Annotated in this window: 20 protein-coding genes; 9 read left to right on the top strand and 11 right to left on the bottom strand. The window is 69.4% G+C overall.

Features of this window, described 5'->3' with window-relative positions; translation table 11 throughout:
* Window positions 1–60 precede the first annotated feature (60 nt).
* From ACFY9N_RS13065 to ACFY9N_RS13100, 8 genes are all read left to right on the top strand, one after another.
* Window positions 61–1,155 carry a BMP family protein gene (locus tag ACFY9N_RS13065; protein ID WP_391479111.1) on the top strand — a complete coding sequence of 365 codons (1,095 nt, stop codon included), beginning with the start codon at window positions 61–63 and terminating at the stop codon, window positions 1,153–1,155.
* Between the two features lie 98 nt (window positions 1,156–1,253).
* Window positions 1,254–2,762, top strand: coding sequence for an ABC transporter ATP-binding protein (locus ACFY9N_RS13070; protein ID WP_391479112.1), 1,509 nt, complete (start codon window positions 1,254–1,256; stop codon window positions 2,760–2,762).
* On the top strand, window positions 2,759–4,030 hold the full coding sequence (locus ACFY9N_RS13075; protein WP_391479114.1) for an ABC transporter permease: 1,272 nt from the start codon (window positions 2,759–2,761) through the stop codon (window positions 4,028–4,030). The genes ACFY9N_RS13070 and ACFY9N_RS13075 overlap by 4 nt, the downstream gene beginning before the upstream one ends.
* Window positions 4,027–5,307 carry an ABC transporter permease gene (locus ACFY9N_RS13080; RefSeq protein WP_391479116.1) on the top strand — a complete coding sequence of 427 codons (1,281 nt, stop codon included), beginning with the start codon at window positions 4,027–4,029 and terminating at the stop codon, window positions 5,305–5,307. Before ACFY9N_RS13075 ends, ACFY9N_RS13080 begins: the two co-directional genes overlap by 4 nt.
* Window positions 5,308–5,314: 7 nt before the next feature.
* The gene (locus tag ACFY9N_RS13085; protein WP_391479117.1) at window positions 5,315–5,713 is read left to right on the top strand and encodes a cytidine deaminase; all 399 of its coding nucleotides are present in this window, start codon (window positions 5,315–5,317) and stop codon (window positions 5,711–5,713) included.
* Complete coding sequence (locus ACFY9N_RS13090) at window positions 5,710–7,005, top strand: thymidine phosphorylase (RefSeq protein WP_391479119.1); 1,296 nt, start codon at window positions 5,710–5,712, stop codon at window positions 7,003–7,005. The genes ACFY9N_RS13085 and ACFY9N_RS13090 overlap by 4 nt, the downstream gene beginning before the upstream one ends.
* A gap of 67 nt (window positions 7,006–7,072) precedes the next feature.
* Complete coding sequence (locus ACFY9N_RS13095; RefSeq protein WP_391479121.1) at window positions 7,073–8,188, top strand: adenosine deaminase; 1,116 nt, start codon at window positions 7,073–7,075, stop codon at window positions 8,186–8,188.
* A 2-nt stretch (window positions 8,189–8,190) separates the two neighbouring features.
* Window positions 8,191–9,309 (top strand): polysaccharide deacetylase family protein, encoded by a 1,119-nt coding sequence (locus ACFY9N_RS13100; protein ID WP_391479122.1) that lies wholly within the window; start codon window positions 8,191–8,193, stop codon window positions 9,307–9,309.
* A 9-nt stretch (window positions 9,310–9,318) separates the two neighbouring features.
* Here ACFY9N_RS13100 and ACFY9N_RS13105 read toward each other — a convergent pair whose 3' ends face one another.
* The 8 genes from ACFY9N_RS13105 to ACFY9N_RS13140 form a co-directional block, all read right to left on the bottom strand.
* Window positions 9,319–10,077, bottom strand: a complete 759-nt coding sequence (locus tag ACFY9N_RS13105; protein WP_391479124.1) for an alpha/beta hydrolase — start codon at window positions 10,075–10,077, stop codon at window positions 9,319–9,321.
* A 37-nt stretch (window positions 10,078–10,114) separates the two neighbouring features.
* Entirely contained in the window at window positions 10,115–11,437 is a 1,323-nt protein-coding gene (locus ACFY9N_RS13110) for a flavin-containing monooxygenase (protein WP_391479126.1), read from the bottom strand.
* An 81-nt stretch (window positions 11,438–11,518) separates the two neighbouring features.
* The gene (locus tag ACFY9N_RS13115) at window positions 11,519–12,676 is read right to left on the bottom strand and encodes a mannitol-1-phosphate 5-dehydrogenase (protein WP_391479127.1); all 1,158 of its coding nucleotides are present in this window, start codon (window positions 12,674–12,676) and stop codon (window positions 11,519–11,521) included.
* Window positions 12,673–13,107 (bottom strand): PTS sugar transporter subunit IIA, encoded by a 435-nt coding sequence (locus tag ACFY9N_RS13120; protein WP_391479129.1) that lies wholly within the window; start codon window positions 13,105–13,107, stop codon window positions 12,673–12,675. The genes ACFY9N_RS13115 and ACFY9N_RS13120 overlap by 4 nt, the downstream gene beginning before the upstream one ends.
* A 63-nt stretch (window positions 13,108–13,170) precedes the next feature.
* Entirely contained in the window at window positions 13,171–14,790 is a 1,620-nt protein-coding gene (locus ACFY9N_RS13125) for a PTS mannitol transporter subunit IICB (RefSeq protein ID WP_391479130.1), read from the bottom strand.
* Entirely contained in the window at window positions 14,787–16,472 is a 1,686-nt protein-coding gene (ptsP, locus tag ACFY9N_RS13130) for a phosphoenolpyruvate--protein phosphotransferase (RefSeq protein ID WP_391479132.1), read from the bottom strand. Before ptsP ends, ACFY9N_RS13125 begins: the two co-directional genes overlap by 4 nt.
* Entirely contained in the window at window positions 16,472–16,747 is a 276-nt protein-coding gene (locus tag ACFY9N_RS13135; RefSeq protein ID WP_391479133.1) for an HPr family phosphocarrier protein, read from the bottom strand. The genes ptsP and ACFY9N_RS13135 overlap by 1 nt, the downstream gene beginning before the upstream one ends.
* Window positions 16,744–17,058 carry a PTS sugar transporter subunit IIB gene (locus ACFY9N_RS13140; RefSeq protein WP_391479135.1) on the bottom strand — a complete coding sequence of 105 codons (315 nt, stop codon included), beginning with the start codon at window positions 17,056–17,058 and terminating at the stop codon, window positions 16,744–16,746. Before ACFY9N_RS13140 ends, ACFY9N_RS13135 begins: the two co-directional genes overlap by 4 nt.
* A 171-nt stretch (window positions 17,059–17,229) precedes the next feature.
* Between ACFY9N_RS13140 and ACFY9N_RS13145 the strand changes: the two genes are divergently transcribed.
* Entirely contained in the window at window positions 17,230–19,149 is a 1,920-nt protein-coding gene (locus ACFY9N_RS13145; protein WP_391479136.1) for a BglG family transcription antiterminator, read from the top strand.
* A 559-nt stretch (window positions 19,150–19,708) separates the two neighbouring features.
* Here ACFY9N_RS13145 and ACFY9N_RS13150 read toward each other — a convergent pair.
* The 3 genes from ACFY9N_RS13150 to ACFY9N_RS13160 all read right to left on the bottom strand — a co-directional run bounded on the left by ACFY9N_RS13150 (window position 19,709) and on the right by ACFY9N_RS13160 (window position 22,538).
* Window positions 19,709–19,972: an HPr family phosphocarrier protein gene (locus ACFY9N_RS13150; RefSeq protein ID WP_391479138.1), complete on the bottom strand. Its 264-nt coding sequence runs from the start codon at window positions 19,970–19,972 to the stop codon at window positions 19,709–19,711.
* Between the two features lie 65 nt (window positions 19,973–20,037).
* On the bottom strand, window positions 20,038–21,708 hold the full coding sequence (locus ACFY9N_RS13155) for a phospho-sugar mutase (RefSeq protein ID WP_391479139.1): 1,671 nt from the start codon (window positions 21,706–21,708) through the stop codon (window positions 20,038–20,040).
* Window positions 21,705–22,538 carry a purine-nucleoside phosphorylase gene (locus ACFY9N_RS13160; protein ID WP_391479140.1) on the bottom strand — a complete coding sequence of 278 codons (834 nt, stop codon included), beginning with the start codon at window positions 22,536–22,538 and terminating at the stop codon, window positions 21,705–21,707. Before ACFY9N_RS13160 ends, ACFY9N_RS13155 begins: the two co-directional genes overlap by 4 nt.
* Window positions 22,539–22,546 lie beyond the last annotated feature (8 nt).

The following is a 22,546-nucleotide window of genomic DNA, read 5'->3' on the forward strand; positions in this document are numbered from 1 at the left end:
AACAGTAGGTAACTTTGATCGATCCGCGAGGGACGCGGTTCCGTTCAGGGAGGCACTGAGTTGACCATCTCCACCACCAAGAAGCTTCTCGGCGCGACCGTCGCCGCGAGCGTCATCTTCGCTCTCGCCGGTTGCGGCCAGGCACCGGCCGAGTCGGGCGGCGACGCGGGTGGCGACACCCCCGACTTCCTGCCCTGCATCGTCTCCGACATGGGCGGCTTCGACGACAAGTCGTTCAACCAGCTTTCGTTCGAGGGTGCCACGAAGGCCGCCGATGAGCTCGGCGTCGACCTGAAGGACGTCCAGTCCAACGCCGAGACCGAGTACGGCCCCAACATCACCAACCTCGTCGACGAGGGCTGCAACGCGATCGTCGCCGTCGGCTTCGCCCTCTCGGCTGCGACCGTCGAGGCCGCCACGGCCAACGAGGACGTCGACTTCATCCTCGTCGACGACGCCGCCGACAACGATCTCGACGGAACCAAGGACGCGGACAACATCAAGCCGCTCCTCTACGACACCGCACAGGCCGCGTTCCTCGCTGGCTACCTGTCGGCCGGCTACTCGAAGACCGGCAAGGTCGGCACCTTCGGCGGTATGGAGTTCCCGACCGTCACGATCTTCATGGACGGCTTCAAGCAGGGCGTCGACCACTACAACGAGGTCAAGGGCACCGACGTCCAGGTCGTGGGCTGGGACGGCAAGACCGGTTCGTTCACGGGCGGCTTCGAGGCCAACCAGGACGCCAAGCAGGTCGCGGTCAACGTCCTCGACCAGGACGTCGACGTCATCTTCCCCGTCGGCGGACCGATCTACCAGTCGGCTCAGCAGGCCATCAAGGAGTCCGGTAAGGACGTCGCGCTGATCGGCGCCGACGCCGACCTGTTCGAGACCGACCCGAGCACGGCGGATGTCGTCCTCACCTCGGTCCTCAAGGCCATGGACCTCTCGACCTACGAGGCCGTGCTCGCCAGCGGCAAGGGTGAGTTCGACCCCGAGACCTACATCGGCACCCTGGAGAACGAGGGCGTCGGCATCGCCGACCTCCACAACTTCGCCGACAAGGTCGACTCGGCCCTGCAGGACGAGGTCGCCCAGCTGCAGCAGGACATCGTCGACGGCACCGTCACCGTCAACTCCTACCTGAGCGAGTGATTCACTGAGAACGGGGAGGCCGACGCTCGTCGGCCTCCCCGTTCCGTCCTGTCGGGAGGCATTCCCGACGCTCCGGTCTGCTGAATAGGATCGAATACATGAAGCTTGAACTGCGCGGCATCACGAAGAGATTCGGGGCGCTGACAGCCAACGACCACATCGATCTCACCGTCGAAGAGGGTGAGATCCACTGCCTTCTCGGTGAGAACGGCGCCGGGAAGTCGACGCTGATGAACGTTCTCTACGGCCTGTACCAGGCCGACGAGGGCGACATCCTGCTGGACGACGTCGTCCAGCACTTCGACGGACCCGGCGACGCCATGGCGGCCGGCATCGGCATGGTGCACCAGCACTTCATGCTCATCCCCGTCTTCACCGTCGCCGAGAACGTCATGCTCGGCCATGAGCAGACCCGATTCGGAGGTCGTCTCGACCTCGCGGCCGCTCGCGCGAAGGTGCGCGAGATCTCGGACCGGTTCGGATTCGCGGTCGACCCCGACGCGCTCGTCGAAGACCTCCCCGTCGGCGTGCAGCAGCGCGTCGAGATCATCAAGGCCCTCTCGCGCGAGGCGAAGGTGCTCGTGTTCGACGAGCCGACCGCCGTGCTCACGCCCCAGGAGACCGACGAGCTGATGGCGACGATGCGCCAGCTCAAAGCGCAGGGCACCTCGATCGTCTTCATCACCCACAAGCTCCGTGAGGTCCGCGAGGTCGCCGACCGCATCACCGTGATCCGCCTCGGCAAGGTCGTCGGCGAGGCGTCGCCCACGGCGTCGAACGAGGAGCTCGCCTCGCTCATGGTCGGTCGCGCGGTCGAGCTCACGGTGCAGAAGGATGCGCCGACGCTGCACGACAACGGACTGAGCGTGCAGGGCCTCACCGTCACCGACCGCTCCGGCATCGTCCTCGTCGACGATGCGAGCTTCGAGGTGCGCGGGGGAGAGGTCCTCGCGATCGCCGGAGTGCAGGGCAACGGCCAGACCGAACTCACCGAGGCGATCCTCGGCCTGCAGGATCACGTGCGCGGCAGCATCCGCCTCGACGGCGAGGAACTCGTGGGTCGCACCGTGCGGCAGATCCTCGACGCCGGTGTCGGCTTCGTCCCCGAGGACCGCAGCGTCGACGGTCTCGTCAAGGAGTTCTCGATCTCGGAGAACCTCATGCTCGACCGCTCCTTCGGTGGGGAGTTCGTCTCGGCCGGTACGGTGCGCCGTGGTGCCCTCGACGAGTTCGCCCGCGCGAAGATCGCCGAGTTCGACATCCGCACGCAGGGCCCGACGCAGGCCGCCGGTCGTCTCTCGGGGGGAAACCAGCAGAAGGTCGTGCTCGCCCGCGAACTCAGCCGCGATCTCGCGCTGTTCGTCGCCGCGCAGCCGACCCGTGGCGTCGACGTCGGATCGATCGAGTTCATCCACAAGCGCATCATCGACACGCGCGATGCCGGTGTTCCGGTGATCGTGATCTCGACCGAGCTCGACGAGGTCGCCGCCCTCGCCGACCGGATCCTCGTCATGTACCGCGGCCGCGTCGTCGGCATCGTGCCCGGCGACACCCCCCGCGATCAGCTCGGTCTGATGATGGCGGGCATGAACGGAGAGAACGCATGAGCGTCGCAGAGACCAAGGGACCGCTCGCCGAGCCGGAGACCGTCGTCGCCCCCTCGCGCTGGCGCGTCGCGTTCCAGCAGATCGTCTCGGGGAACGCGATCATCTCGGTGCTCGCCGTCCTGATCGCCGTCGTCGTCGGCTCGATCATGATCGCGGCCACGAACGAAGAGGTCCAGGAGACGGCGGGGTACTTCTTCGCCCGCCCCGGTGACATGATCGCCGCCGTCTGGCAGGCCGTCAGCGGCGCGTACGCCGCGCTGTTCCGTGGCGCGATCTACAACTTCAACGCCGACGACTTCGCCACCGGCATCCGTCCGCTGACCGAGACGCTCAAGTTCGCGACGCCGCTGATCGCGGCTGGACTCGGCGTCGGCCTCGCCTTCCGCGCCGGCCTGTTCAACATCGGTGGCCAGGGGCAGATGCTCATGGCAGCCGCGGCCGGCGGATACGTCGCGACGCAGATCGACATGCCGTTCCCGCTGCACCTGATCGCCGCGGTCATCGCCGGTATGGCCGCCGCGGCCCTCTGGGCGGGTATCGCCGGATTCCTCAAGGCGCGCACGGGTGCGCACGAGGTGATCACGACGATCATGCTCAACCACATCGCCTTCTACCTGCTGGCCTGGATGCTCGCGACGCAGGGAATCCTGCAGGCACCAGGGTCCAGCAACCCGAAGACGGCCCCGATGCCCGACTCGGCGGTGCTCCCGCTGCTTCTCGGCGACACGTACAAGCTGCACTGGGGCTTCGTCGTCGCCCTCGCCGCCGTCGCCTTCACCTGGTGGCTGCTCGAGCGTTCGTCGCTCGGCTTCCGCTTCCGGGCCGTGGGGGAGAACCCCGCGGCGGCGAAGGTGGCCGGCATCAACGTGGGCAAGATGTACTTCGTCGTGATGCTGATCGCCGGTGCGCTGGTGGGCATCGCGGGCATCAGCCAGATCCTCGGTACCGAGACGAGCGGCTTCGGCGGGTCGATCGATGCCGGCATCGGTTTCGACGCCATCACGGTCGCGCTGCTCGGGCGCTCTTCGCCGATCGGCATCCTCGGAGCCGGCCTCCTGTTCGGCGCGTTCAAGACCGGTGGCTTCACGATGCAGTCCTCGCAGGGCATCCCGATCGAGATCGTGCTCGTCGTGCAGTCGCTGATCGTGCTCTTCATCGCCGCGCCTCCGCTGGTGCGCGCGATGTTCGGTCTCCCGCAGCCCGGGCGTCCCTCACGCAAGAAGACCCGAGCGGCCAAGAAGTCGCAGAAGCAGGAGGTGTCGGCATGAGCGCCGTCACGAATGCCGCCGTCGCGATCGAGGAACCGCGCGCCGTCGCCGTCGCCTCGTGGAAGGCGCCGATCATCTTCGGGATCTTCACGGTCCTGTTCGCCCTGCTGCCGCTGCTGGCACCGCGCGACGGTGAGACGACGTTCCGTCTGGCCTCGGGTGACGCGTTCTTCGCGATCCCGGATGTGATCCTGCCCGCGAACGCGACCGCGTGGATCGCCGTCGTGGTGCTCGCCGCGGTCACCGTGTTCGCGTTCGTGCGGGCGTCCGCACGGCGCAGCATCCCGCTGTGGCTCGTGATCGTCTACGTCGCCGCTCTCCTCCTGGGCTTCCTCGCCTGGGCCGCCGCCGGTGAGACGCTGCGCATGATCAGCCTGCTCGGCGGAGCGCTGGCCCTGGCCACGCCGCTGATCTTCGGCGCCCTGGGCGGCGTGATCGGCGAGCGAGCCGGTGTCGTGAACATCGCGATCGAGGCGCAGCTGCTCGCAGGTGCGTTCTCCGCCGCGATCGCCTCGTCGCTCACCGGTTCGCCGTGGGCGGGGCTGGTCGCCGCGATGGGCGCGGGCATGCTCGTCTCGCTCGTACTCGGCGTCTTCACGATCACGTACTACGTCGACCAGGTCATCGTCGGTGTCGTGCTCAACGTGCTCGTGATCGGTCTGACGACGTTCCTCTTCCGCGTGGTCCTGGCCCCGAACACCGAGACCCTCAACAGCCCGGCCACCTTCGACACCGTGTCGATCCCCGTGCTGAGCGAGATCCCGATCATCGGCCCGATCCTGTTCCGGCAGTCGTTCATCGTCTACCTGATGTACATCGTCGTCGCGCTCGTCTGGTTCGGCCTCTACCGCACCCGTTGGGGCCTGCGTCTGCGCGCCGTCGGCGAGCACCCGCAGGCGGCCGACACCGTCGGCATCAAGGTGCTCGCGACCCGCTACCGGGCGATCCTGCTCGCGGGTGCCGTCGCCGGTATGGGCGGTGCGTTCTACACGCTCGTCTCGGTGCCGCGCTTCAACCAGGAGATGACGGCGGGCGCGGGATTCATCGCCCTCGCGGCGGTGATCTTCGGTAAGTGGGATCCGATCAAGGCCACCCTCGCGGCGCTGCTCTTCGGCTTCGCCACCAACCTGCAGGGTGTGCTCAGCGTCATCGGATCGCCGGTGCCGAGCCAGTTCATGCTCATGCTGCCGTACGTCGTGACGATCTTCGCCGTCGCCGGCCTCGTCGGGAAGTCGCGGGCTCCCGCGGCCGACGGCGAACCGTACATCAAGTCCTAGGAGTGACATGACAGACATCGACTGGGACGAGCTGCGCCAGGTCGCCACGTCCGCCATGGAGAAGGCCTACGCCCCGTACTCGCGCTACCGCGTGGGGGCTGCGGCACTGGTGGGCGACGGGCGGATCGTCGCCGGCTGCAACGTCGAGAACGCGTCCTACGGCGTGACGCTGTGCGCCGAGTGCGCGCTCGTCGGCGATCTGCACATGTCGGGCGGTGGCCAGCTCGTCGCCTTCGTGTGCGTGAACAACGACGGGCAGACGATCATGCCGTGCGGACGCTGCCGCCAGTTGCTGTTCGAGCACGCCATGCCCGGGATGCTGCTCGAGACCGTCTCCGGCATCCGCACGATCGACGAAATACTGCCGGATGCGTTCGGCCCCCGCGACCTGGAGGACGCACGATGAGCACGGTAGAGCCCTACGACGCGGTCGACGTCATCCGCGCGAAGCGCGATGGCGGCGTCGTCCCCGAGCCGGCGCTGCGCTGGATGGTCGACGCGTACACGCGCGGCTACGTCTCGGACGCGCAGATGGCCTCGTTCGCGATGGCGATCTTCCAGCGCGGCATGGAGCGCGACGAGATCCGGGTGCTCACCGACGCGATGATCGCGTCGGGGGAGCGGATGAGCTTCGCCTCCCTCGGCAAGAAGACGGTCGACAAGCACTCCACGGGCGGTGTGGGTGACAAGATCACGCTGCCGCTGGCCCCGCTGGTCGCCGTGTTCGGCGTCGCCGTGCCGCAGCTCAGCGGCCGCGGCCTCGGCCACACGGGGGGCACGCTCGACAAGCTCGAGTCGATCCCCGGCTGGCGCGCTGCGCTCAGCAACGAGGAGATGTTCGCCCAGATGCAGGGCGACGTGGGCGCCGTCATCTGCGCGGCCGGCTCCGGTCTCGCTCCCGCCGACAAGAAGCTCTACGCGCTGCGCGATGTCACCGGAACGGTGGAGGCGATCCCGCTGATCGCGTCGAGCATCATGTCGAAGAAGATCGCGGAGGGCACCGATGCCCTCGTGCTCGACGTGAAGTTCGGGTCGGGAGCCTTCATGCAGGACATCGATCGTGCCCGCGAACTCGCCCGCACGATGGTCGCGCTCGGCACGGATTCGGGGGTCGCGACGACCGCCCTGCTCACCGACATGAACGTGCCGCTCGGCTTCGCGATCGGCAACGCCAACGAGGTGCGCGAGTCGGTCGAGATCCTCGCCGGCGGCGGCCCCGCCGACGTGCGCGAACTCACGATCGCGCTCGCCCAGGAGATGCTGGCTCTGGCCGGTCAGCCGGATGCCGATGTCGAAGCCGCGCTCGACGACGGTCGCGCGATGGACCAGTGGAAGGCGATGATCCGCGCCCAGGACGGCGACCCGGATGCCGCGCTCCCCGTCGCCCGCGAGACCCATGTCGTCACGGCGCCCACCGACGGCGTGGTCAGCCGCATGGACGCCCTGCCCTTCGGCGTCGCGGCCTGGCGCCTCGGCGCCGGTCGCGCACGCGCGGAGGACCCCGTGATCTTCGAGGCGGGGATCGACCTGCACGCGAAGCCGGGCGACCGCGTCTTCGCCGGACAGCCGCTGTTCACACTGTCGGCCGCCGACGAGGCGCGCTTCCCGCGGGCGATCGAGGCGCTCGAGGGAGCGTGGCAGATCGGCTCGGAGGCTCCCGAGCGCGGACCGATCGTCCGCGAACGCATCACGGCCTGACCTCCGGCCCGCTACCCTGAACACGGCGGTCACCGCCGCCACCCTTTTCTGCGACTGGAGGATCCCCATGGCGATCGATATGAACGGCGACGTCAAGGTCCAGGGGATCTCCCTGCGCAGCCTGCCGAAGGTGTCGTTGCACGACCATCTCGACGGCGCGCTGCGTCCGGCGACGATCGTCGAACTGGCGGATGCCGCGGGCATCGCGCTGCCGCAGAACGACGCGCGCTCGCTCGGCCGCTGGTTCGCGAAGCAGAGCGATTCGGGCTCGCTGGTCGAGTACCTGAAGACCTTCGATCTCACGATCGCCGTCATGCAGACTCCGGAGGCGCTGACGCGCGTCGCCCGCGAGTTCGTGCAGGACCTCGCGAAGGACGGCGTGATCTACGGCGAGGTGCGCTGGGCGCCCGAACAGCACCTGGCGGGCGGGCTCAGCCTCGAGCAGGTCGTCGAGGCCGTGCAGCAGGGCATCGAGGAGGGTGAGGACGCCGCGGATGCCGCAGGCCACAGCATCCGCGTGGGGCAACTGCTCTCGGCGATGCGCCAGCACGACCGTGCCCGCGAGATCGCCGAGCTCGCGGTCGATTTCCGTGGACGCGGCGTGGTCGGGTTCGACACCGCCGGCCCCGAGGACGGCTTCCCGTCGTCGAACTACCGTGAGGCCTTCGACTACCTCGCCGACAACTTCTTCCCCGTGACGGTGCACGCCGGTGAGGCGGCGGGGCTCGACTCCATCCGCTCGGCCCTGCTCGACGGACGCGCGCTGCGCCTCGGCCACGGCGTGCGCATCGCCGAGGACCTCGAGGTCATCACGCGCGAGGGCGACGAGGTGCAGGTGCAGTTCGGTGAGGTGGCGCGCTGGGTGCGCGACCGCGAGATCCCGCTCGAGCTGTCGCCGTCGTCGAACCTGCAGACCGGTGCGGTCGCGGCCTGGGGGTCGGAGCTCGCCGACCACCCGTTCGATCTGCTCTACCAGCTCGGGTTCGCCGTCACCGTGAACGTCGACAACCGCACGATGAGCGCGACCTCTCTCACCCGGGAGCTCGCCCTGCTCGTCGAGGCGTTCGAGTACGACCTCGATGATCTCGAGACCTTCCAGTTCAACGCCGCTGCCGCGACCTTCCTCCCGGTCGAGGAGCGCGAGGAGCTCGTGGAGATGATCGCCGACGGCTTCGACGCCTGACCATGGCGACTCGGGGGAGCCGTTCACGGGCACGGCGCCGACGCCGGGGGATCTGGATCGGTGCGATCGTCGCCGTGGTGGTCGTGGCGGGCGGTACCGCCGCAGCGTTCGCGTGGATGACGCGTGAACCCGACGCGATCCCGCGCGTCGAGGCGACGCCGATCGAGCGCCCGTTGACCGAGGCGCAGCAGCTCGTCGCCGATTCCGGCGATCCGAACGGCTGCGCCGTGTCGTTCGCGGGCGAGGACATCGCGCTCGACATGCAGGTGCAGTCGCAGGGCACGCTGTACCAGTACCTGCCGATCCCGACGCGGGACGGGCGCGTCTTCGCGGGGTGGTACGCCACCGCCGAGGACGCGGCGGCGCAGAACGTCGCGGCTCGCGTCAACGGTGCGGAGAAGGTCGTGTGCACGGATGCCGAGGTCGAGCTGTTCGGCGCGTGGACGACTCCGGAGGAGAACGCTGCGGCCGATGTGCAGGTGCCGATCCTGATGTACCACCAGTTCACCGCGAACCCCGAGGGGGAGTCCGGGTGGCTACGGGGCAACTACGCCTACATCGGCGACTTCGACGCCCACATGAACCACATCGCGACGACCGGGTTCTACCTGCCCACGTGGGATGAGCTGAGCGCGTTCATCGACGGCCGGCTGTCGCTGCCCGCGCGGTCGGTCATCATCACCGACGACGATGCCGACCAGACCTGGTTCGACCTCGCCGTTCCGGTCGTCGACAAGTACGAGCTGCTCTCGACATCGTTCATGATCACGGCGTACCGGCAGGATCCGCCGCCCTCTCCGTACGTGCTGCGGCGCTCGCACACGCACGACATGCACCAGGCCGGTGCCAACGGTCGCGGGCGGATGGAGAACTGGACCGCCGACGAGATCGCCGCCGACCTCACCACCTCCGGTGACGTGCTCGGCGTGCGCGAGGTCATCGCCTACCCGTTCGGTCACTACAACGACACGGCGAAGCAGGGCGTGACGCAGGCCGGCTTCGAGATGGCCCGCACGATCGAGCCGGGCTACGTCGAGATCGGCACCGACAAGCTGGCGCTCCCGGTCGTGCGCATCGACTACGGCATGGGCCTCGAGTCGCTGATCTCGCGGATCGGCTGACGCGATCGGTCAGCCCGCGGCAGCCAGGGCGTCCTCGGAGAGGAACGTGCCGAGGAGGTCGGTGACCGTCGCGTGCATCTCGTCATCGGAGATCGACGGCGTGCCGTCTCCGGCCTGGGGGCCGTAGTCGCCGAACGAGGCGTGCGAGGCGCCGTCGATCTCGACCAGGTCGGCATCGGCGGGCAGGTTGTCGCGCGCATCCGCGATCTTGGTCGGCGTTGAGAGCCCGTCCTCGGAACCGGCGAGGCTGAGCACCGGAAGATCGCTGTCCGAGAGATCGTTCGCGCAGTACGAGCCGAAGAGCACGAGGGCATCGGCATCCGCCGCCAGCTGGCAGGCCCGCACGCCGCCGAGGGAGTGCCCGCCGACGGCCCACATCTCGACGTCGGGGGCGGCGGAGGTGAAGGAGTCGAGGGGGCGAGGATCGAAGAACGCGAGGTTCAGCCAGGGTCGCGTGATCACGACCGTGACGCCCTCCTCGGCGACGCCCTGCAGGATCGCGGCGTAGGCCCAGGGGTCGACCTTCGCGCCGGGCACGAAGACGAGACCGATCTCGGAATCGCCGTCGGCGGGGGAGAGCACGATGCCCTGCTCGGCGTCGTCGACGGTGATCGCGGGGTTCTCGCGCACGGCGGCGAGCGGCGCCTTCTCCGCGCCCATCACCCCGATCTGGCTCCAGGCGACGATGCCGCCGGCTCCGAGGACGACGAGGATCAGGATGCTCCACAGCGTCCACTTCAGGACGCGCCGGCCACGCTTCTTCTGCACCTTCCCAGGGTACGCGGCGCGGCTGTGAGCGGCCCGCTCACGCGGGCTGGGCGAGGGCGTGCTGCTCCCGCTTCATTGCGCCGCGATACGCGTCCTTGTTGACGTAGTAGGCCATCCGGTCGAGGGCGAGGTAACGATAGCCGCCGGTGAGGTCCGGCCAGGCCGTCTCGGTGACCCGCGCGCGGAATCGCGCCGCGCGGGCGGGGTCCCGTTCGGCCGCGTCGAGATAGGCGGCGAGCAACTCGGCCTGTTCGTAGCGCCCCTGCCAGCCGATCCCGGATGCCTCGATCATGCCCATCACGAACAGCCCGTTGAACGAGGCGGGGAAGATGTGCAGGAAGAGCTCGGGCGAGGCGCCGCGCCAGTTCAGGTGCGCGGGGGCGACGAACGGGTAGTCGAGTCGGTATCCGGTCGCGAGGAGCACCAGGTCGTACTCGCCGGACGAACCGTCGCGGAAGTGCACGGTCGAGCCGTCGAAGCGGTCGACGTCGGGCCGGACGCGCAGATCGCCCTGGCCGAGGTGGTTGAGCACCATGGTGTTCACGATCGGGTGGGACTCGTAGATGCGGTAGTCCGGCTTCGGGAAGCCGAACCGCACGGGATCGCCGGTGAAGGCGCGCAGCACACGGGAGTCGAGAGCCTGCTTCAGTCGGGCCGGGAGCGGGCGGCCCTGGTTCAGTGTGTCGCTGGGGCGACCGAAGAGGTAGCGCGGAACGAAGTAGTAGCCCCGTCGCACGCTCATGTCGATCGCGTCGGCGTGGTGCACGGCATCCACCGCGATGTCGCAGCCCGAATTGCCGGCGCCGATGATGAGCACTCGGCGCCCCGCGAGCTGCGCGGGGGAGGAGTAGGCGCTCGTATGCAGCACTTCGCCCGCGAACTCGCCCGGGAAGGTGGGGACGTTCGGTTCGGCGAGAGTGCCGTTCGCGAGCACGACGCCTCGGTACCCGCGGGTCTCCGCGCCTTCCGGACCGATGCTCGTCAGGTCCCAGCCGCCGTCTCGCGGTTCGAGTCGGATGACGCGCGTGTCGAAGCGGAAGAGCGCGGTGAGGCCGAAGTGGTCGGCATACGCCCGGAAGTACTCGAGCAGCACCGCATGCCCCGGATAGTCGATCGTGGAGCGCATCGGGAACTCGTGGAACTCGGTCGTCGTGCGCGACGAGATGAGGTGCGCCGACTCGTACATCGTGCTGCGCGGATTCGAGATGTCCCAGAGTCCGCCGACACCGTGCGACGCCTCGTACCCGTCGACGGGAAGACCGCGCTTCTGCAGAGCGCGGACGGCGGCCAGACCCGAGGGGCCCGCGCCGATCACGGCATAGGTGTCCCTGTGGGTGTCGGTGTTCCTGTGGGTGTCCACGCTTCCCCCGCACGTCCGTGTACCGAAAACGCCCCCGCATCCCGATCGTATCGGGGTGCGGGGGCGTTGGCGATCGATCGTTCAGGCGTCGCGGAGAGCGTCCTGACGGGCGGTCACGGCGGCCTCGACGGCGGCGAAGAGCGGATGCTGCGGCTCCAACCCCGTCGTGCGCGTCGTGAACGTCTGCGCATCCAGCGTGCCGAGCAACTGGCGCAGCTCGACCGACTGGGTGTCGTCGGCATCCTCGAACTCGAGCGTCGCGGCGATGGCGGCGACGAGCGCGTCCGTCGACAGGCCGTGCTCGGCCGCGGCGGCCGCCGGGCCGATGAACCGCTCGTGCCGGGAGATCTTGCGCAGCGGCTGGCGGCCGACGCGCTGCACGGTGTCGACGAGCGCGGGATTGCGGAAGCGCTCCAGGATCGTCGCGCGGTACTCGGCCAGGTCCGCCGGGTCGAGCCCATGGGTCGCCGAGAGCACCGCGGAGGTCTCCTCGAGGGCCGCGCCGACCGCCGTCGCGATCTGCGGATCGGCGAGGGCGTCGGAGATGCGCTCGACGCCGGCGCGGGCACCGAAGTAGGCCGTGGCCGCGTGGCCGGTGTTGACCGTGAACAGCTTGCGCTCGATGTACGGGGCGAGGTCGTCGACGAAGTGCGCGCCGGGGATGTTCGGCAGCGTGCCGCCGAACGGACCCTGCTCGATCGTCCACTCGAAGTACGGCTCGACCGTGACGTCGACGCCCGCGCCCTCGGGCTGGGCCGGGACGATGCGGTCGACGGCGGTGTTCGCGAACACGGCGCGGGCGAGCAGGTCGGATGCATCGGCACCCGCAGCGCTCTCGATCTCGGCGCGGAGCAGATCGGTCGCGCCGATCGCGTTCTCGCACGCCATGATCACCAGCGGTGCAGCATCGTGGGAGCGGCGCGTGAGGCCCGCGACGATCGTCGGCGCGATGAAGCGCAGAACCGTCGGGCCGACCGCGCACGTCACGACATCTGCCGTCGCGACCTCGTCGGCGGCGGCATCCGGATCGGTCTTGCTGTTGACAGCCCGGAACCCGGTCACGGTGCGATCGATGCCCCCCGGCCCGACCTCGTGCACCGTGTACGCGTCGACCGCGTTGATCGCGTCGACGAGCGCATCCGCCACGTCCGAGAAGACGACCTCGTAGCCGCCCTCGTGGAGCAGCAGCCCCACGAAGCCGCGCCCGATGTTGCCGGCGCCGAACTGGACCGCCTTCATCCCTCGTTCACCGCCGAGAGCAGAGCGAAGAGCTCTTCGGGCGTCTGCGCCGCCGTGAGCTTCGCGACGTCGTCCTCGTCGGAGAACAGGATCGCGATCTGCGAGAGGATCTCGAGGTGCTCGTCACCGCGCCCGGCGATGCCGATCACGAACGTCGCGGGCTCTCCCGCCCAGTCCACGCCGCCGTCGTAGCGCACGACCGAGAGGGCGGAGGCGAGGATCGCGTCCTTGGTCTCGTTGGTGCCGTGCGGGATCGCGAGTCCGTTGCCCATGAAGGTCGAGACCGTCTGCTCACGCTGACGCATCGCGTCGACGTAGGCGGGGGTCACGGCGTTCACCGAGACGAGGATGTCGGTCGCCTCCTGCAGGGCTTCCTCCTGCGTCGCCGATCCCGGGTGGATCCGGATCTGCTCGAGGGTGAGAACGCTCATGATGATTCCTTTCTGAGAATGGTCCGGTGGGCGGATGCCGCAGCATCCGCCCACCGGGGTGTGTCACGCGTCTGTGTCGCGCTGGGCGCGCACCATCTCGACGACCTCTTCATACTTCGGGGAATTCATGAAGTTGTCGACCGACACGTGCAGGGAGTTCGGCGACTGGGCCTTCGCGCGATCGGTCAGCTGCTGCTGCGTGATCACGAGATCGGCCGTTCCGTCGAGGTTCGCGATCGCCTGGTTGGTGACCGTGACGCCCTCGACGCCCGCCTTCTTGAACTTGTTGCGCAGGACGCTCGCGCCCATCGCCGAGGAGCCCATGCCGGCGTCGCACGCGAACACGACGTTCTCGATGCGGCGGTCGGTAGCGACGGCGGTTCCGCCGGCGGTGGCGCCGGCGGACGACGAGCGCAGAGCGTCCATCGCGGCGGACGACTTGCCCTTGTTCGCCTCGGTCTGCGCGATCGCGGCGCCGAAGGTGTCGCCCTCGGCCTCGAGGTCGCGCTTGCGGGATGCCCGCAGGATCACGGCGGTGATGAGGAAGGTCACGGCTGCGGCGATGAGCACCGACAGGTAGACGACGACGAGGTTGCCGACGCCCGATCCGATCGCTCCGGCGGTGACGGCGATGATGCTGCCCGGTGCGGCCGGGAAGCCGAGCCCGCCGCCGAGGATCATGTTCGTCGTGACACCGGCCGCGCCACCCGCGATGAGCGCGAGGATCGTGGTCGGCTTGCTCAGCGCGTACGGGAAGTAGATCTCGTGGATGCCACCGAAGAACTGGATGACGGCCGCGCCCGGTGCCGAGGCCTTCGCTGCGCCGACACCGAAGAACGTGAACGCGAGGAGGAGCCCGAGGCCGGGGCCGGGGTTCGCCTCGATGAGGAACAGGATCGACTTGCCGGTCTCCGCAGCCTGTTCGATGCCGAGCGGGGTGAAGACACCGTGGTTGATGGCGTTGTTGAGGAACAGCACCTTCGCGGGCTCGACGATGATCGAGACCAGGGGCAGCAGGTTGAGCGAGACGAGCCAGTCGACCGCCGCGCCGAGGACGGCGCTGATGCCGAGCATGACCGGACCGAAGGCGAAGAAGCCGACGATCGCGAGGATCATGCCGAGGATGCCGGCGGAGAAGTTGTTCACGAGCATCTCGAAGCCGGGGCGGATCTTGCCATCCCACAGCTTGTCCATCTGCTTCGTGATCCACGCGGCGATCGGGCCCATGATCATGGCGCCGAGGAACATCGGAATGTTGGTTCCGACGATGACACCCATCGTGGCGATCGTCGCCACGACGCCACCGCGCTCGCCGTAGACCATGCGGCCGGCGGTGTTCGCGATGAGAAGGGGCAGCAGGTAGGTCACCATCGGTCCGACCAGGCCGACGTAGGCGAAGATGTTGCCGTCGGCGCCTTCGGCGACCGCGGTCATCGCACCCTGCCAGCCGATCACGGCGGAGTCGCCGCCGCCGCCGATGATCTCGGCGACCGGTGCCCAATGCCAGTTGAAGGGGCTGTCAGCGCCGAAGAATCCGGCCGGGATGAACAGCATGGTGATGAAGCCCCAGGCGATGAACGCCGCGATGTTGGGCATGATCATGCCGGAGAGGAACGTGCCGAAACGCTGCACGCCCGTTCGGAGCCCGCTCGCCTTTGCGGGGGCTGGTGACGTCGTCGTCATGATGTCGTCTCTTTCTGGTGAGGAGGGAGGGCCGTGACTGCTTCCGCCACGGCCAGGCGTGCACCGGCGGCGTCATCGGCCGCCAGTGCGAGCTCGGCGAGGTTACGGGCCTCGTCGAGCGTGCGTTCGGAGAGCGCGTGGCGGACGTCCGCCAGCGCCGCGGGGGCCATCGAGAGGCTCGTGGCGCCGAGGCCCACGAGCACGACGGCGAGGAGGGGGTCGGCGGCGGCCTCGCCGCAGATGCCGACGGGCTTGCCCAGGCGAGATCCCGCGGCCCCGACCTCGCGAACGAGGCGCAGGACGGCGGGGTGCCAGGGGTCCTGGAATCCGGCGACCGATCCGAGGAGTCGGTCGGCGGCCATCGTGTACTGCGTGAGGTCGTTGGTGCCGATCGAGGCGAAGTCCGCGTGCGCGAGCACACGGTCGGCGAGCAGGGCGCTGGAGGGGACCTCGACCATGACGCCCGCGGTCTTCAGGCCGTACTCGCGGGCCAGCGAGGTGAAGTACTGCGTCTCCTCGACGGTCGCGACCATCGGCGCCATGACCCAGAGGTCGGCGGACGTCTCGGCATCCGCCTCCGCGAGAGCCGTGAGCTGCTCGCGCAGAATGTCCTCGCTCGCGCGCAGGGAACGCAAGCCACGGAGCCCGAGTGCCGGGTTCTCCTCGTGCGCGTCGTTGAGGAACGCGAGCGGCTTGTCGGCGCCCGCGTCGAGCATGCGCACGACGACCTTCTTGCCGGGGAACGCGGCGAGCAGCTCCCGGTACGACTCGCGCTGCTGCGCGACGGTCGGCGCCTGCGTGGCCGAGAGGAACAGGAACTCGGTACGGAAGAGTCCCACGCCCTCGGCACCGCGCTCGACGGCGTCCGCGGAATCCGCGGGCTTTCCGAGGTTCGCCAGGAGCGGGATCGCGGTGCCGTCGGCCAGCGCCCCCGGAGTCGCCGGAGCGGCATCGGCGGAGTCGCGCTCCGCGGCGCGCTGGGCGGCGCGGTCGAGGGCTTCCTGCGCGGGATCGGCGGTCACGATGCCGGCCGCGGCGTCGACGATCACCGTCGTACCTGTCGCGAGGGCCGTGGCCTCGGTCGCGCCGACGATCGCGACGATGCCTTTCTCACGCGCGAGGATCGCGGTGTGCGAGGTGGGGCCGCCGTCGCTCGTGATGAGCGCGAGCACCTGGTCGAGATCGAGCAGAGCCGTGTCGGCGGGCGCGAGATCGCGCGCCACCAGGACGAACGGATGCCCCGGGTTCGGTACCCCGGGCGCCTCGACGCCGCGCAGACGCGCGAGCACCCGCTGCGCGATGTCGTCGAGGTCGGCAGCACGCTCGCCGAGGTAGCCGCCGACGGCCTCGAGCGTGGCCTTGAACCCGGCGAAGGCATCGTGCACGGCCCACTCGGCGGTGGAGCCGGCGTCGATGCGCTCGTCGACCTCGTCCTGCAGCGTCGGATCCTCGGCGATCATCGCCTGGGCCTCGAGCACCTCCTGGGCCGATCCGCCGGCCGCCTCACCGCGGGCGGTGAGTTCGGCGGCGACGACCGCCACGGCCTCGCGCACGCGGGTGCGCTCGGCATCCGCGCCGACGGCGCTGGGGGTCTGGTCGGGCGCGGGCAGCGCCTCGGTCATGCGCACGACCGGGCCCTGCGCGACGCCGAGCCCGATGCCGACTCCGCGCAGCTCGCTCATCAGGATTCCTGGTCGTGGTCGGTGGTCAGCAGTTCGGTGAGCGTGTCGAGCACGCCCTCCGCGCCGTCACCGTCGGCCGTCAGGGTGACGTAGTCGCCGTGCTCGATCGCGAGCGCGATGACGCCGAGGATGCTGGCCGCGTTCACGGCCTTCCCGGAGTCCTTGGCGATCGTTACGGGGATGCCCGCCTCCTTGGCGGCCTGCGCGAAGAGCTTCGCGGGGCGCGCGTGCAGCCCGTGGGAGGAGCCGATCCGAACGGTGCGTGAAACGGTCATGGTGTTCCTTTCGGGGTGGTCTCCGCGGCGAGCAGCGCGCGCACCAGAGCGAGCGTCCGTTCCCCGTCGCGGTCGGCGAAGATGTCGGCGGGCAGGAGGGCGACGGGAACTCCGGCGCTCGCGCGCAGGGCGTCCACCCGGTCCGCGAGGTGCGGGCCGACGAGGAGCGCATTCTGTGCGCCGGGGAAGACGGAGGACTCCACTCCGGCGACGGCGTCCCAGTCGAGACCCGCGTCGGATGCTGCGCGCCGCAATCGCTGCGCGACGAACGTGCTCGACGCGCCGGCGCCGCACACAATGAGGATCCTCATCGATTCCACCTTCCTGAGAACAGTCTGGGAAATGCCGGGGGTCGGGTGCCAACACGAACCTTTCCGCCCCTGCGGAACCCCGCTTCCGGCCCCCGCTCCGGCCTCGGCCTGACATCATGGGAGGGCGGCGCACAGGGAAGTCGCGCACGTACGACGAGCAGAGGGAGGATCATGTCGCGCCAGCGCCAGGACCAGATCCTCACCGCTCTGCTGCGCCGGGGCTCGTGGGCGACCGCTGCCAGCCTCGCCGACCTGGTCGGGGTGACCCCCCGCAGCATCCGCTCCTACGTTGCCGCCCTCAACGCCCGCGTCGGAGGTGACGCTGTCGAGTCCGGCCCCGCGGGGTATCGCGCGGGTTCCGCCGCGCGCGACGCCCTGCGTGCACGATCGGGCAGTGAGTCCGCGCCGCGCGACCGCCTGCACGCGGTGGTGCGGATGCTCCTCGACGAGCCGGACGGCATCGACATCTACGCGACAGCCGAACGGATGCACGTGAGCGAGGCGACCCTCGAGGCCGATCTCGCCCGTGTCCGCGGCCTGCTCGACGGCACGGATCTCGTGCTCGAGCGCGATCGGGAGATCGTGCGACTGCAGGGCACCGAGGAGGAGCAGCGCCGTCTGATCTCGCGTCTCGCCCACGACGAGATGGACGCCGCGTCCTTCCACCCCGAGACCTTCCGCCGTGCGCTCGCCGGCACGGGGATGTCCGCCGAGGCGGTCGGCCCGTTCAAGTCGGCGCTCGTGCGCGAACTCGGCACGCTCGGGTACTTCGTCAACGAGCTCGCGATCTCGGACGTGCTCCTGCACATCGCGATCGCGACGGATCGCGTGGCCGCGGGGTACGCGATCGCCGGTGACCCGACGGGCGCGCACGACGAGATCCCGCGGGTGGGCGAGACGATCTCGCGCCTCGCGACCGAGCACTTCGGCGTCGAGCTGGGGGAGGGCGACAGTCGTCACCTCGCCTCGCTCGTGCTCACCCGGGTCGTCGCGCCCGGTGCGGAGACGACGCGCGAGGTCGCCCGCAGCGGGGTCGAAGCCGGTGTCGAAGACGCGGTGCGCACCGAGCTCGCCCGGGCCGCCGCCGAGTACGACGTCGACCTCGTCGAGGACTCGTTCGTGCTCCGGCTCTCGCTGCACGTGCAGAACCTGCTGCGGCGGGCGCAGGGCCAGGCGTTCGCCCGCAACCCCCTCACGCGCTCACTCAAGACCTCCTATCCCATGATCTTCGAGGTCGCGGTGTCGATCGCCTCGGGACTCCACGACCGGCTGGGCACGCCGATCCACGACGACGAAATCGCCTACATCGCGATGCACGTCGGCGGACGACTCGAGCGCAGCCGCAAGGCGGCGTCGATCCTGACCGCCACGATCGTCTGCCCCGGCTACTACGAGCTGCACGAGCTGCTGCGGTCGAGCGTCGACCGCTCTCTCGGTTCGGCGATCGAGGTCACGAGCGTGGTCACCAGCGTCGATCCCGACTGGGCGTCGTTCGACACCGACCTCGTTCTCAGCACGATCGAGCCCGCCCTCACCGGCGATCGTTTCGTGCGCATCCATCCGTTCTTCACCGACTCCGACGTGGAGCGCGTGCAGCAGGCCGCCGGGCGCATCCGTCGCGGCCGTCGGCTCACTCATCTTCGCGAAGAGCTCTCCCAGTACTTCGACGCCTCGGCATTCGTGCACCCGCTCCCCGATGAGGGGGAGGAGGCGATCATCCGCCGTCTCGGAGGATTGCTCGTCGGCGCCGGGGTGATCGGCGACGACTACGTCGAGAACACGATCGTGCGCGAGCGGATGTCGTCGACCGCATTCACGGATGCGCTCGCCGTGCCGCACGCCCTGCAGATGACGGCCACGCGCACCGCCATCGCGATCGGGGTGGCCGACGGATCGGCCGCATGGGCGGACGGCCGCGTGCAGGTCGTGGCGCTCGCCGCCTTCAGCGAGGGCGACCGGGCGGCATTCCAGACCGTGTTCGAGCAGCTCGTCGAGGTCTTCAGCGAGCGCGAGAGCGTGCAGCGGATCGTGCGTCGCGGCACGACGTTCGAGGCGTTCCTCGACGAGCTCGTCGCCGTCATCGACGGCTGAGCAGTCAACGAACGGGGTGCTGCAGTCGCTTTCGCGAGCTGCCGCACCCCGTTCGCAAACACACCTGCTTGTTACGTACGCACCTTGACTGCCTTATAACAGTAGGAGTACCAGGCGAGCAGGCCGCCTGTTAGATTTCCCGCTGGCTTTGCGCAGAAAGCGGATGTTCGCTTATAAGTTGTCTCCTTATAGCAGTCCTTCCACCCGCTCACGACGTTGCAATAGCTTCGTGTGCTCTCCTGTTTCCACTCCGCGGCTTGCGCTGAGGTCGCCACGCCAAGAGTGGAACCGAGGGCCAATAGGCCAGAAAGAGCGATCGAAGTCGACCACTTCGCGCGGCGAGTGCGGACAGAATCATGTCGCATCATTCCCTCCCAAACTGCCCTAATGGGCTTCGTCGTCTTTGACAATTGGTACGATATCAACCGGCAGAATTGTAGGCAATCATGCGGATGGTATATCGGATCACAATCCGATGTCATCGAATCAAGCCTCTCCTTCCGACGAGTTCGTCGCCGTCATCGACGGCTGAGCGGTCGCGCGTCCGCGAGGCGGGGCGTCAGCTCCTCGGCGCGAGCACGGCTGCGAGCGTGTCGAGGAGATCGTCGGCGCCCGGCCCCGCCGCGGTCTGCAGTTCGACGGCATCGCCGGTGCCGAGCGCGAGGTCCATCACGGCGAGCACGCTGCGCAGATCGACGGTCGTCCCGTCGGCAGTGCGCAGGGTGACGGGATCGTCGTGGGCCTGCACGAGACGGACGATCTCGGCGACGGGTCGGGCATGCACACCGTTGTGCGCGCTGACGATGACGTGGCGGGTCGGCATGATCCGATCGTATCCGGGTATGCCGACGGCGCGCGGCCGGAGGGCCCACGCGCCGTCGGCAGGGGTCAGGAGCGCTCGTCGAGGAGGTCCCGGACTCCGGCCTCGATCTCGGAGACCGCCGCGCGGGCTTCGTCGGCCGAGGGGCCGGCGGCATCGATGTACACCTTGAGCTTGGGCTCGGTGCCGCTCGGGCGCACGATCACGCGGGAGCCGTCGTCCAGCCGGTAGCGCAGCACATCGCCCGAAGGCTGACCCGCGGCGGCATGCAGGAGATCGTCGACGGAGGCGACCGGTCGGCCGGCGATCTGGACCGGCGGCAGCGTGCGCAGAGCGAGCATGACGCGTCCGATGATCGACAGGTCGTCGACGCGGATCGATACCTGACCGCTCGAGAAGTGCCCGTACGTGTCGCCGAGCTCGGCGAGCAGATCCGCGAGCGTCGCGCCACGGTCACGGGCCTCGGCGGCGAGGCCGAGGATCGCGACGGCCGCGGAGATGCCGTCCTTGTCGCGCACCGTCTCGGGGTTCACGAGGTAGCCGAGCGCCTCCTCGAAGCCGAACACGATGCCGGGTGCACGGGAGATCCACTTGAACCCGGTGAGCGTCTCGTGGAAGTCGAGGCCGTGGTGCGCGGCGATCGCGCCGAGACCCGGCGACGATACCAGCGAGCACGCGAGTGCGGCGCCGGGGGTGCCGGCGGCGGCGCGCGCGGCACGGGCACCCAGGAGCAGTCCGACCTCGTTGCCGGTGAGTCGGCGCCAGCCCTCGGGAGCCGTGTCGTCGGGGATGGCCACGGCGAGGCGGTCGGCATCCGGGTCGTTCGCGAGGATGAAGTCGGCGTTCGAACGGCGGGCGCGCGCGAACGCGAGATCCATCGCGCCGGGCTCCTCCGGGTTCGGGAAGGAGACGGTGCGGAAGGTCGCGTCGGGAGCGAGCTGCTCGCCGACGACGCTCGGTCGGGGGTAGCCCGCCGCCGTCACGATGCGAGCGAACGTCTCCCACCCGACGCCGTGCATCGCCGTGTAGACCCACCGCAGGCCCGACGCACCCGCGGGCGCGGGGGCGACCACGGCCGTCGCGGCGACGTACGCGTCGACGACGTCCTCGCCCGCGACCTCGTAAGAGGTCGAACGGGGGAGAGCGGCGATGCTGCCGGCATCCGCGATGCGCTGGATGGACGCCGCGATCTCGGCATCCGCCGGGGCGACGATCTGCGATCCCTCGTCGGATCCGCCGAGGTAGACCTTGTAGCCGTTGTCGTTCGGCGGGTTGTGGCTCGCGGTCACCATCACACCGGCATCCGCGCCCAGGTGGCGCACCGCGAAGGCGAGCACCGGGGTGGGTAGCAGGCGGGGGAGCAACACGGCCCGGAGGCCCGCACCCGCGAAGATCTCGGCGGAGTCGGTGGCGAACACGCGCGAGTTGCGCCGTCCGTCGTACCCGATCACCACGGTCGGCGTCGCGCCGCCCGCGCGCTCGCGCAGGTAGGCCGCGAAGCCCGCGGCCGCCTGCGTCACGAGCACGCGGTTCATCCGGTTGCTGCCCGCGCCGAGTTCGCCGCGCAGCCCCGCAGTACCGAAGGCCAGACGGGCACCGAAGCGGTCGTCCAGCTCGGCCAGCGCGGCTTCTTCGCCGCTCGCCGCGCGTGTGATGATCCCGGCGAGCTGGTCGCGGGTCTCGTGGTCGGGGTCCTGGCGCATCCAGGCACGAGCCTGGGCGAGCCGTTCCTCGCTCACAGCGCCTCGACCACTCGGGCGAGCAGGGCCGAGATCACCGGCTCCGCCTCGCGCCCCGCCTCGATCACCTCGGCGTGGCTGAGGGGGGTCTTCTGGATGCCGGCGGCGAGGTTCGTGATCAGCGAGAAGCCGAGGACCTCCATGCCCGCCTCGCGGGCGGCGATCGCTTCGAGGGCGGTCGACATGCCGACGATGTGCCCGCCGATGGCCTTCGCCATCTGCACCTCGGCCGGCGTCTCGTAGTGCGGGCCGCGGAACTGCGTGTACACGCCTTCGTCGAGGCTCGGGTCGACGCTCCGGGCGATGTCGCGCAGACGCTTCGCGTAGAGGTCGGTGAGGTCGATGAAGGTGGCGCCCTCGAGAGGCGAGTCGGCGGTGAGGTTGATGTGGTCGCTGATGAGCACCGGCTGGCCGGGCGTCCAGGTCTCGCGCACGCCGCCGGCGCCGTTGGTGAGCACCATGATCTTGGCGCCGGTCGCCGCCGCCGTGCGCACGCTGTGCACGACCCGGCGCACGCCGTGGTCCTCGTAGTAGTGGGTGCGCGCGCCGATGACGAGCACGTTCTTGCCATCGGGGGTGCGGATGCTGCGCAGGGTGCCGACGTGTCCCTCGAGCGCGGGCTTCGAGAACCCGGTGACCTCGGTCGCGGGGATCGTCGCGACGGTCTCGCCGATGATGTCGGCGGCTTTGCCCCAGCCGCTACCGAGCGTCAGCGCGATGTCGTGCTTCTCGACGCCGGTCAGCCGGGCGATGTCGGCGGCGGCGGTGGCGGCGACCTCGAACGGGTTGGCGTTCGGGTCGTCCAGGGGGTTGCTGTGAGTCTCGGACATAGGCTCCA

Origin of the sequence: Microbacterium sp. NPDC008134, assembly GCF_042957055.1 — a bacterium.
In the GTDB taxonomy this organism is placed as follows: Bacteria; Actinomycetota; Actinomycetes; order Actinomycetales; family Microbacteriaceae; genus Microbacterium.

Bases quoted from the DNA above. Each gene is read 5' to 3' on its own strand.
- ACFY9N_RS13070 (WP_391479112.1), top strand. From the start codon at position 1,254: ATGAAGCTTGAACTGCGCGGCATCACGAAGAGATTCGGGGCGCTGACA.
- ACFY9N_RS13075 (WP_391479114.1), top strand. From the start codon at position 2,759: ATGAGCGTCGCAGAGACCAAGGGACCGCTCGCCGAGCCGGAGACCGTC.
- ACFY9N_RS13080 (WP_391479116.1), top strand. From the start codon at position 4,027: ATGAGCGCCGTCACGAATGCCGCCGTCGCGATCGAGGAACCGCGCGCC.
- ACFY9N_RS13085 (WP_391479117.1), top strand. From the start codon at position 5,315: ATGACAGACATCGACTGGGACGAGCTGCGCCAGGTCGCCACGTCCGCC.
- ACFY9N_RS13090 (WP_391479119.1), top strand. From the start codon at position 5,710: ATGAGCACGGTAGAGCCCTACGACGCGGTCGACGTCATCCGCGCGAAG.
- ACFY9N_RS13095 (WP_391479121.1), top strand. From the start codon at position 7,073: ATGGCGATCGATATGAACGGCGACGTCAAGGTCCAGGGGATCTCCCTG.
- ACFY9N_RS13100 (WP_391479122.1), top strand. From the start codon at position 8,191: ATGGCGACTCGGGGGAGCCGTTCACGGGCACGGCGCCGACGCCGGGGG.
- ACFY9N_RS13115 (WP_391479127.1), bottom strand. From the start codon at position 12,676: ATGAAGGCGGTCCAGTTCGGCGCCGGCAACATCGGGCGCGGCTTCGTG.
- ACFY9N_RS13120 (WP_391479129.1), bottom strand. From the start codon at position 13,107: ATGAGCGTTCTCACCCTCGAGCAGATCCGGATCCACCCGGGATCGGCG.
- ACFY9N_RS13125 (WP_391479130.1), bottom strand. From the start codon at position 14,790: ATGACGACGACGTCACCAGCCCCCGCAAAGGCGAGCGGGCTCCGAACG.
- ptsP (WP_391479132.1), bottom strand. From the start codon at position 16,472: ATGAGCGAGCTGCGCGGAGTCGGCATCGGGCTCGGCGTCGCGCAGGGC.
- ACFY9N_RS13135 (WP_391479133.1), bottom strand. From the start codon at position 16,747: ATGACCGTTTCACGCACCGTTCGGATCGGCTCCTCCCACGGGCTGCAC.
- ACFY9N_RS13140 (WP_391479135.1), bottom strand. From the start codon at position 17,058: ATGAGGATCCTCATTGTGTGCGGCGCCGGCGCGTCGAGCACGTTCGTC.
- ACFY9N_RS13145 (WP_391479136.1), top strand. From the start codon at position 17,230: ATGTCGCGCCAGCGCCAGGACCAGATCCTCACCGCTCTGCTGCGCCGG.
- ACFY9N_RS13150 (WP_391479138.1), bottom strand. From the start codon at position 19,972: ATGCCGACCCGCCACGTCATCGTCAGCGCGCACAACGGTGTGCATGCC.
- ACFY9N_RS13160 (WP_391479140.1), bottom strand. From the start codon at position 22,538: ATGTCCGAGACTCACAGCAACCCCCTGGACGACCCGAACGCCAACCCG.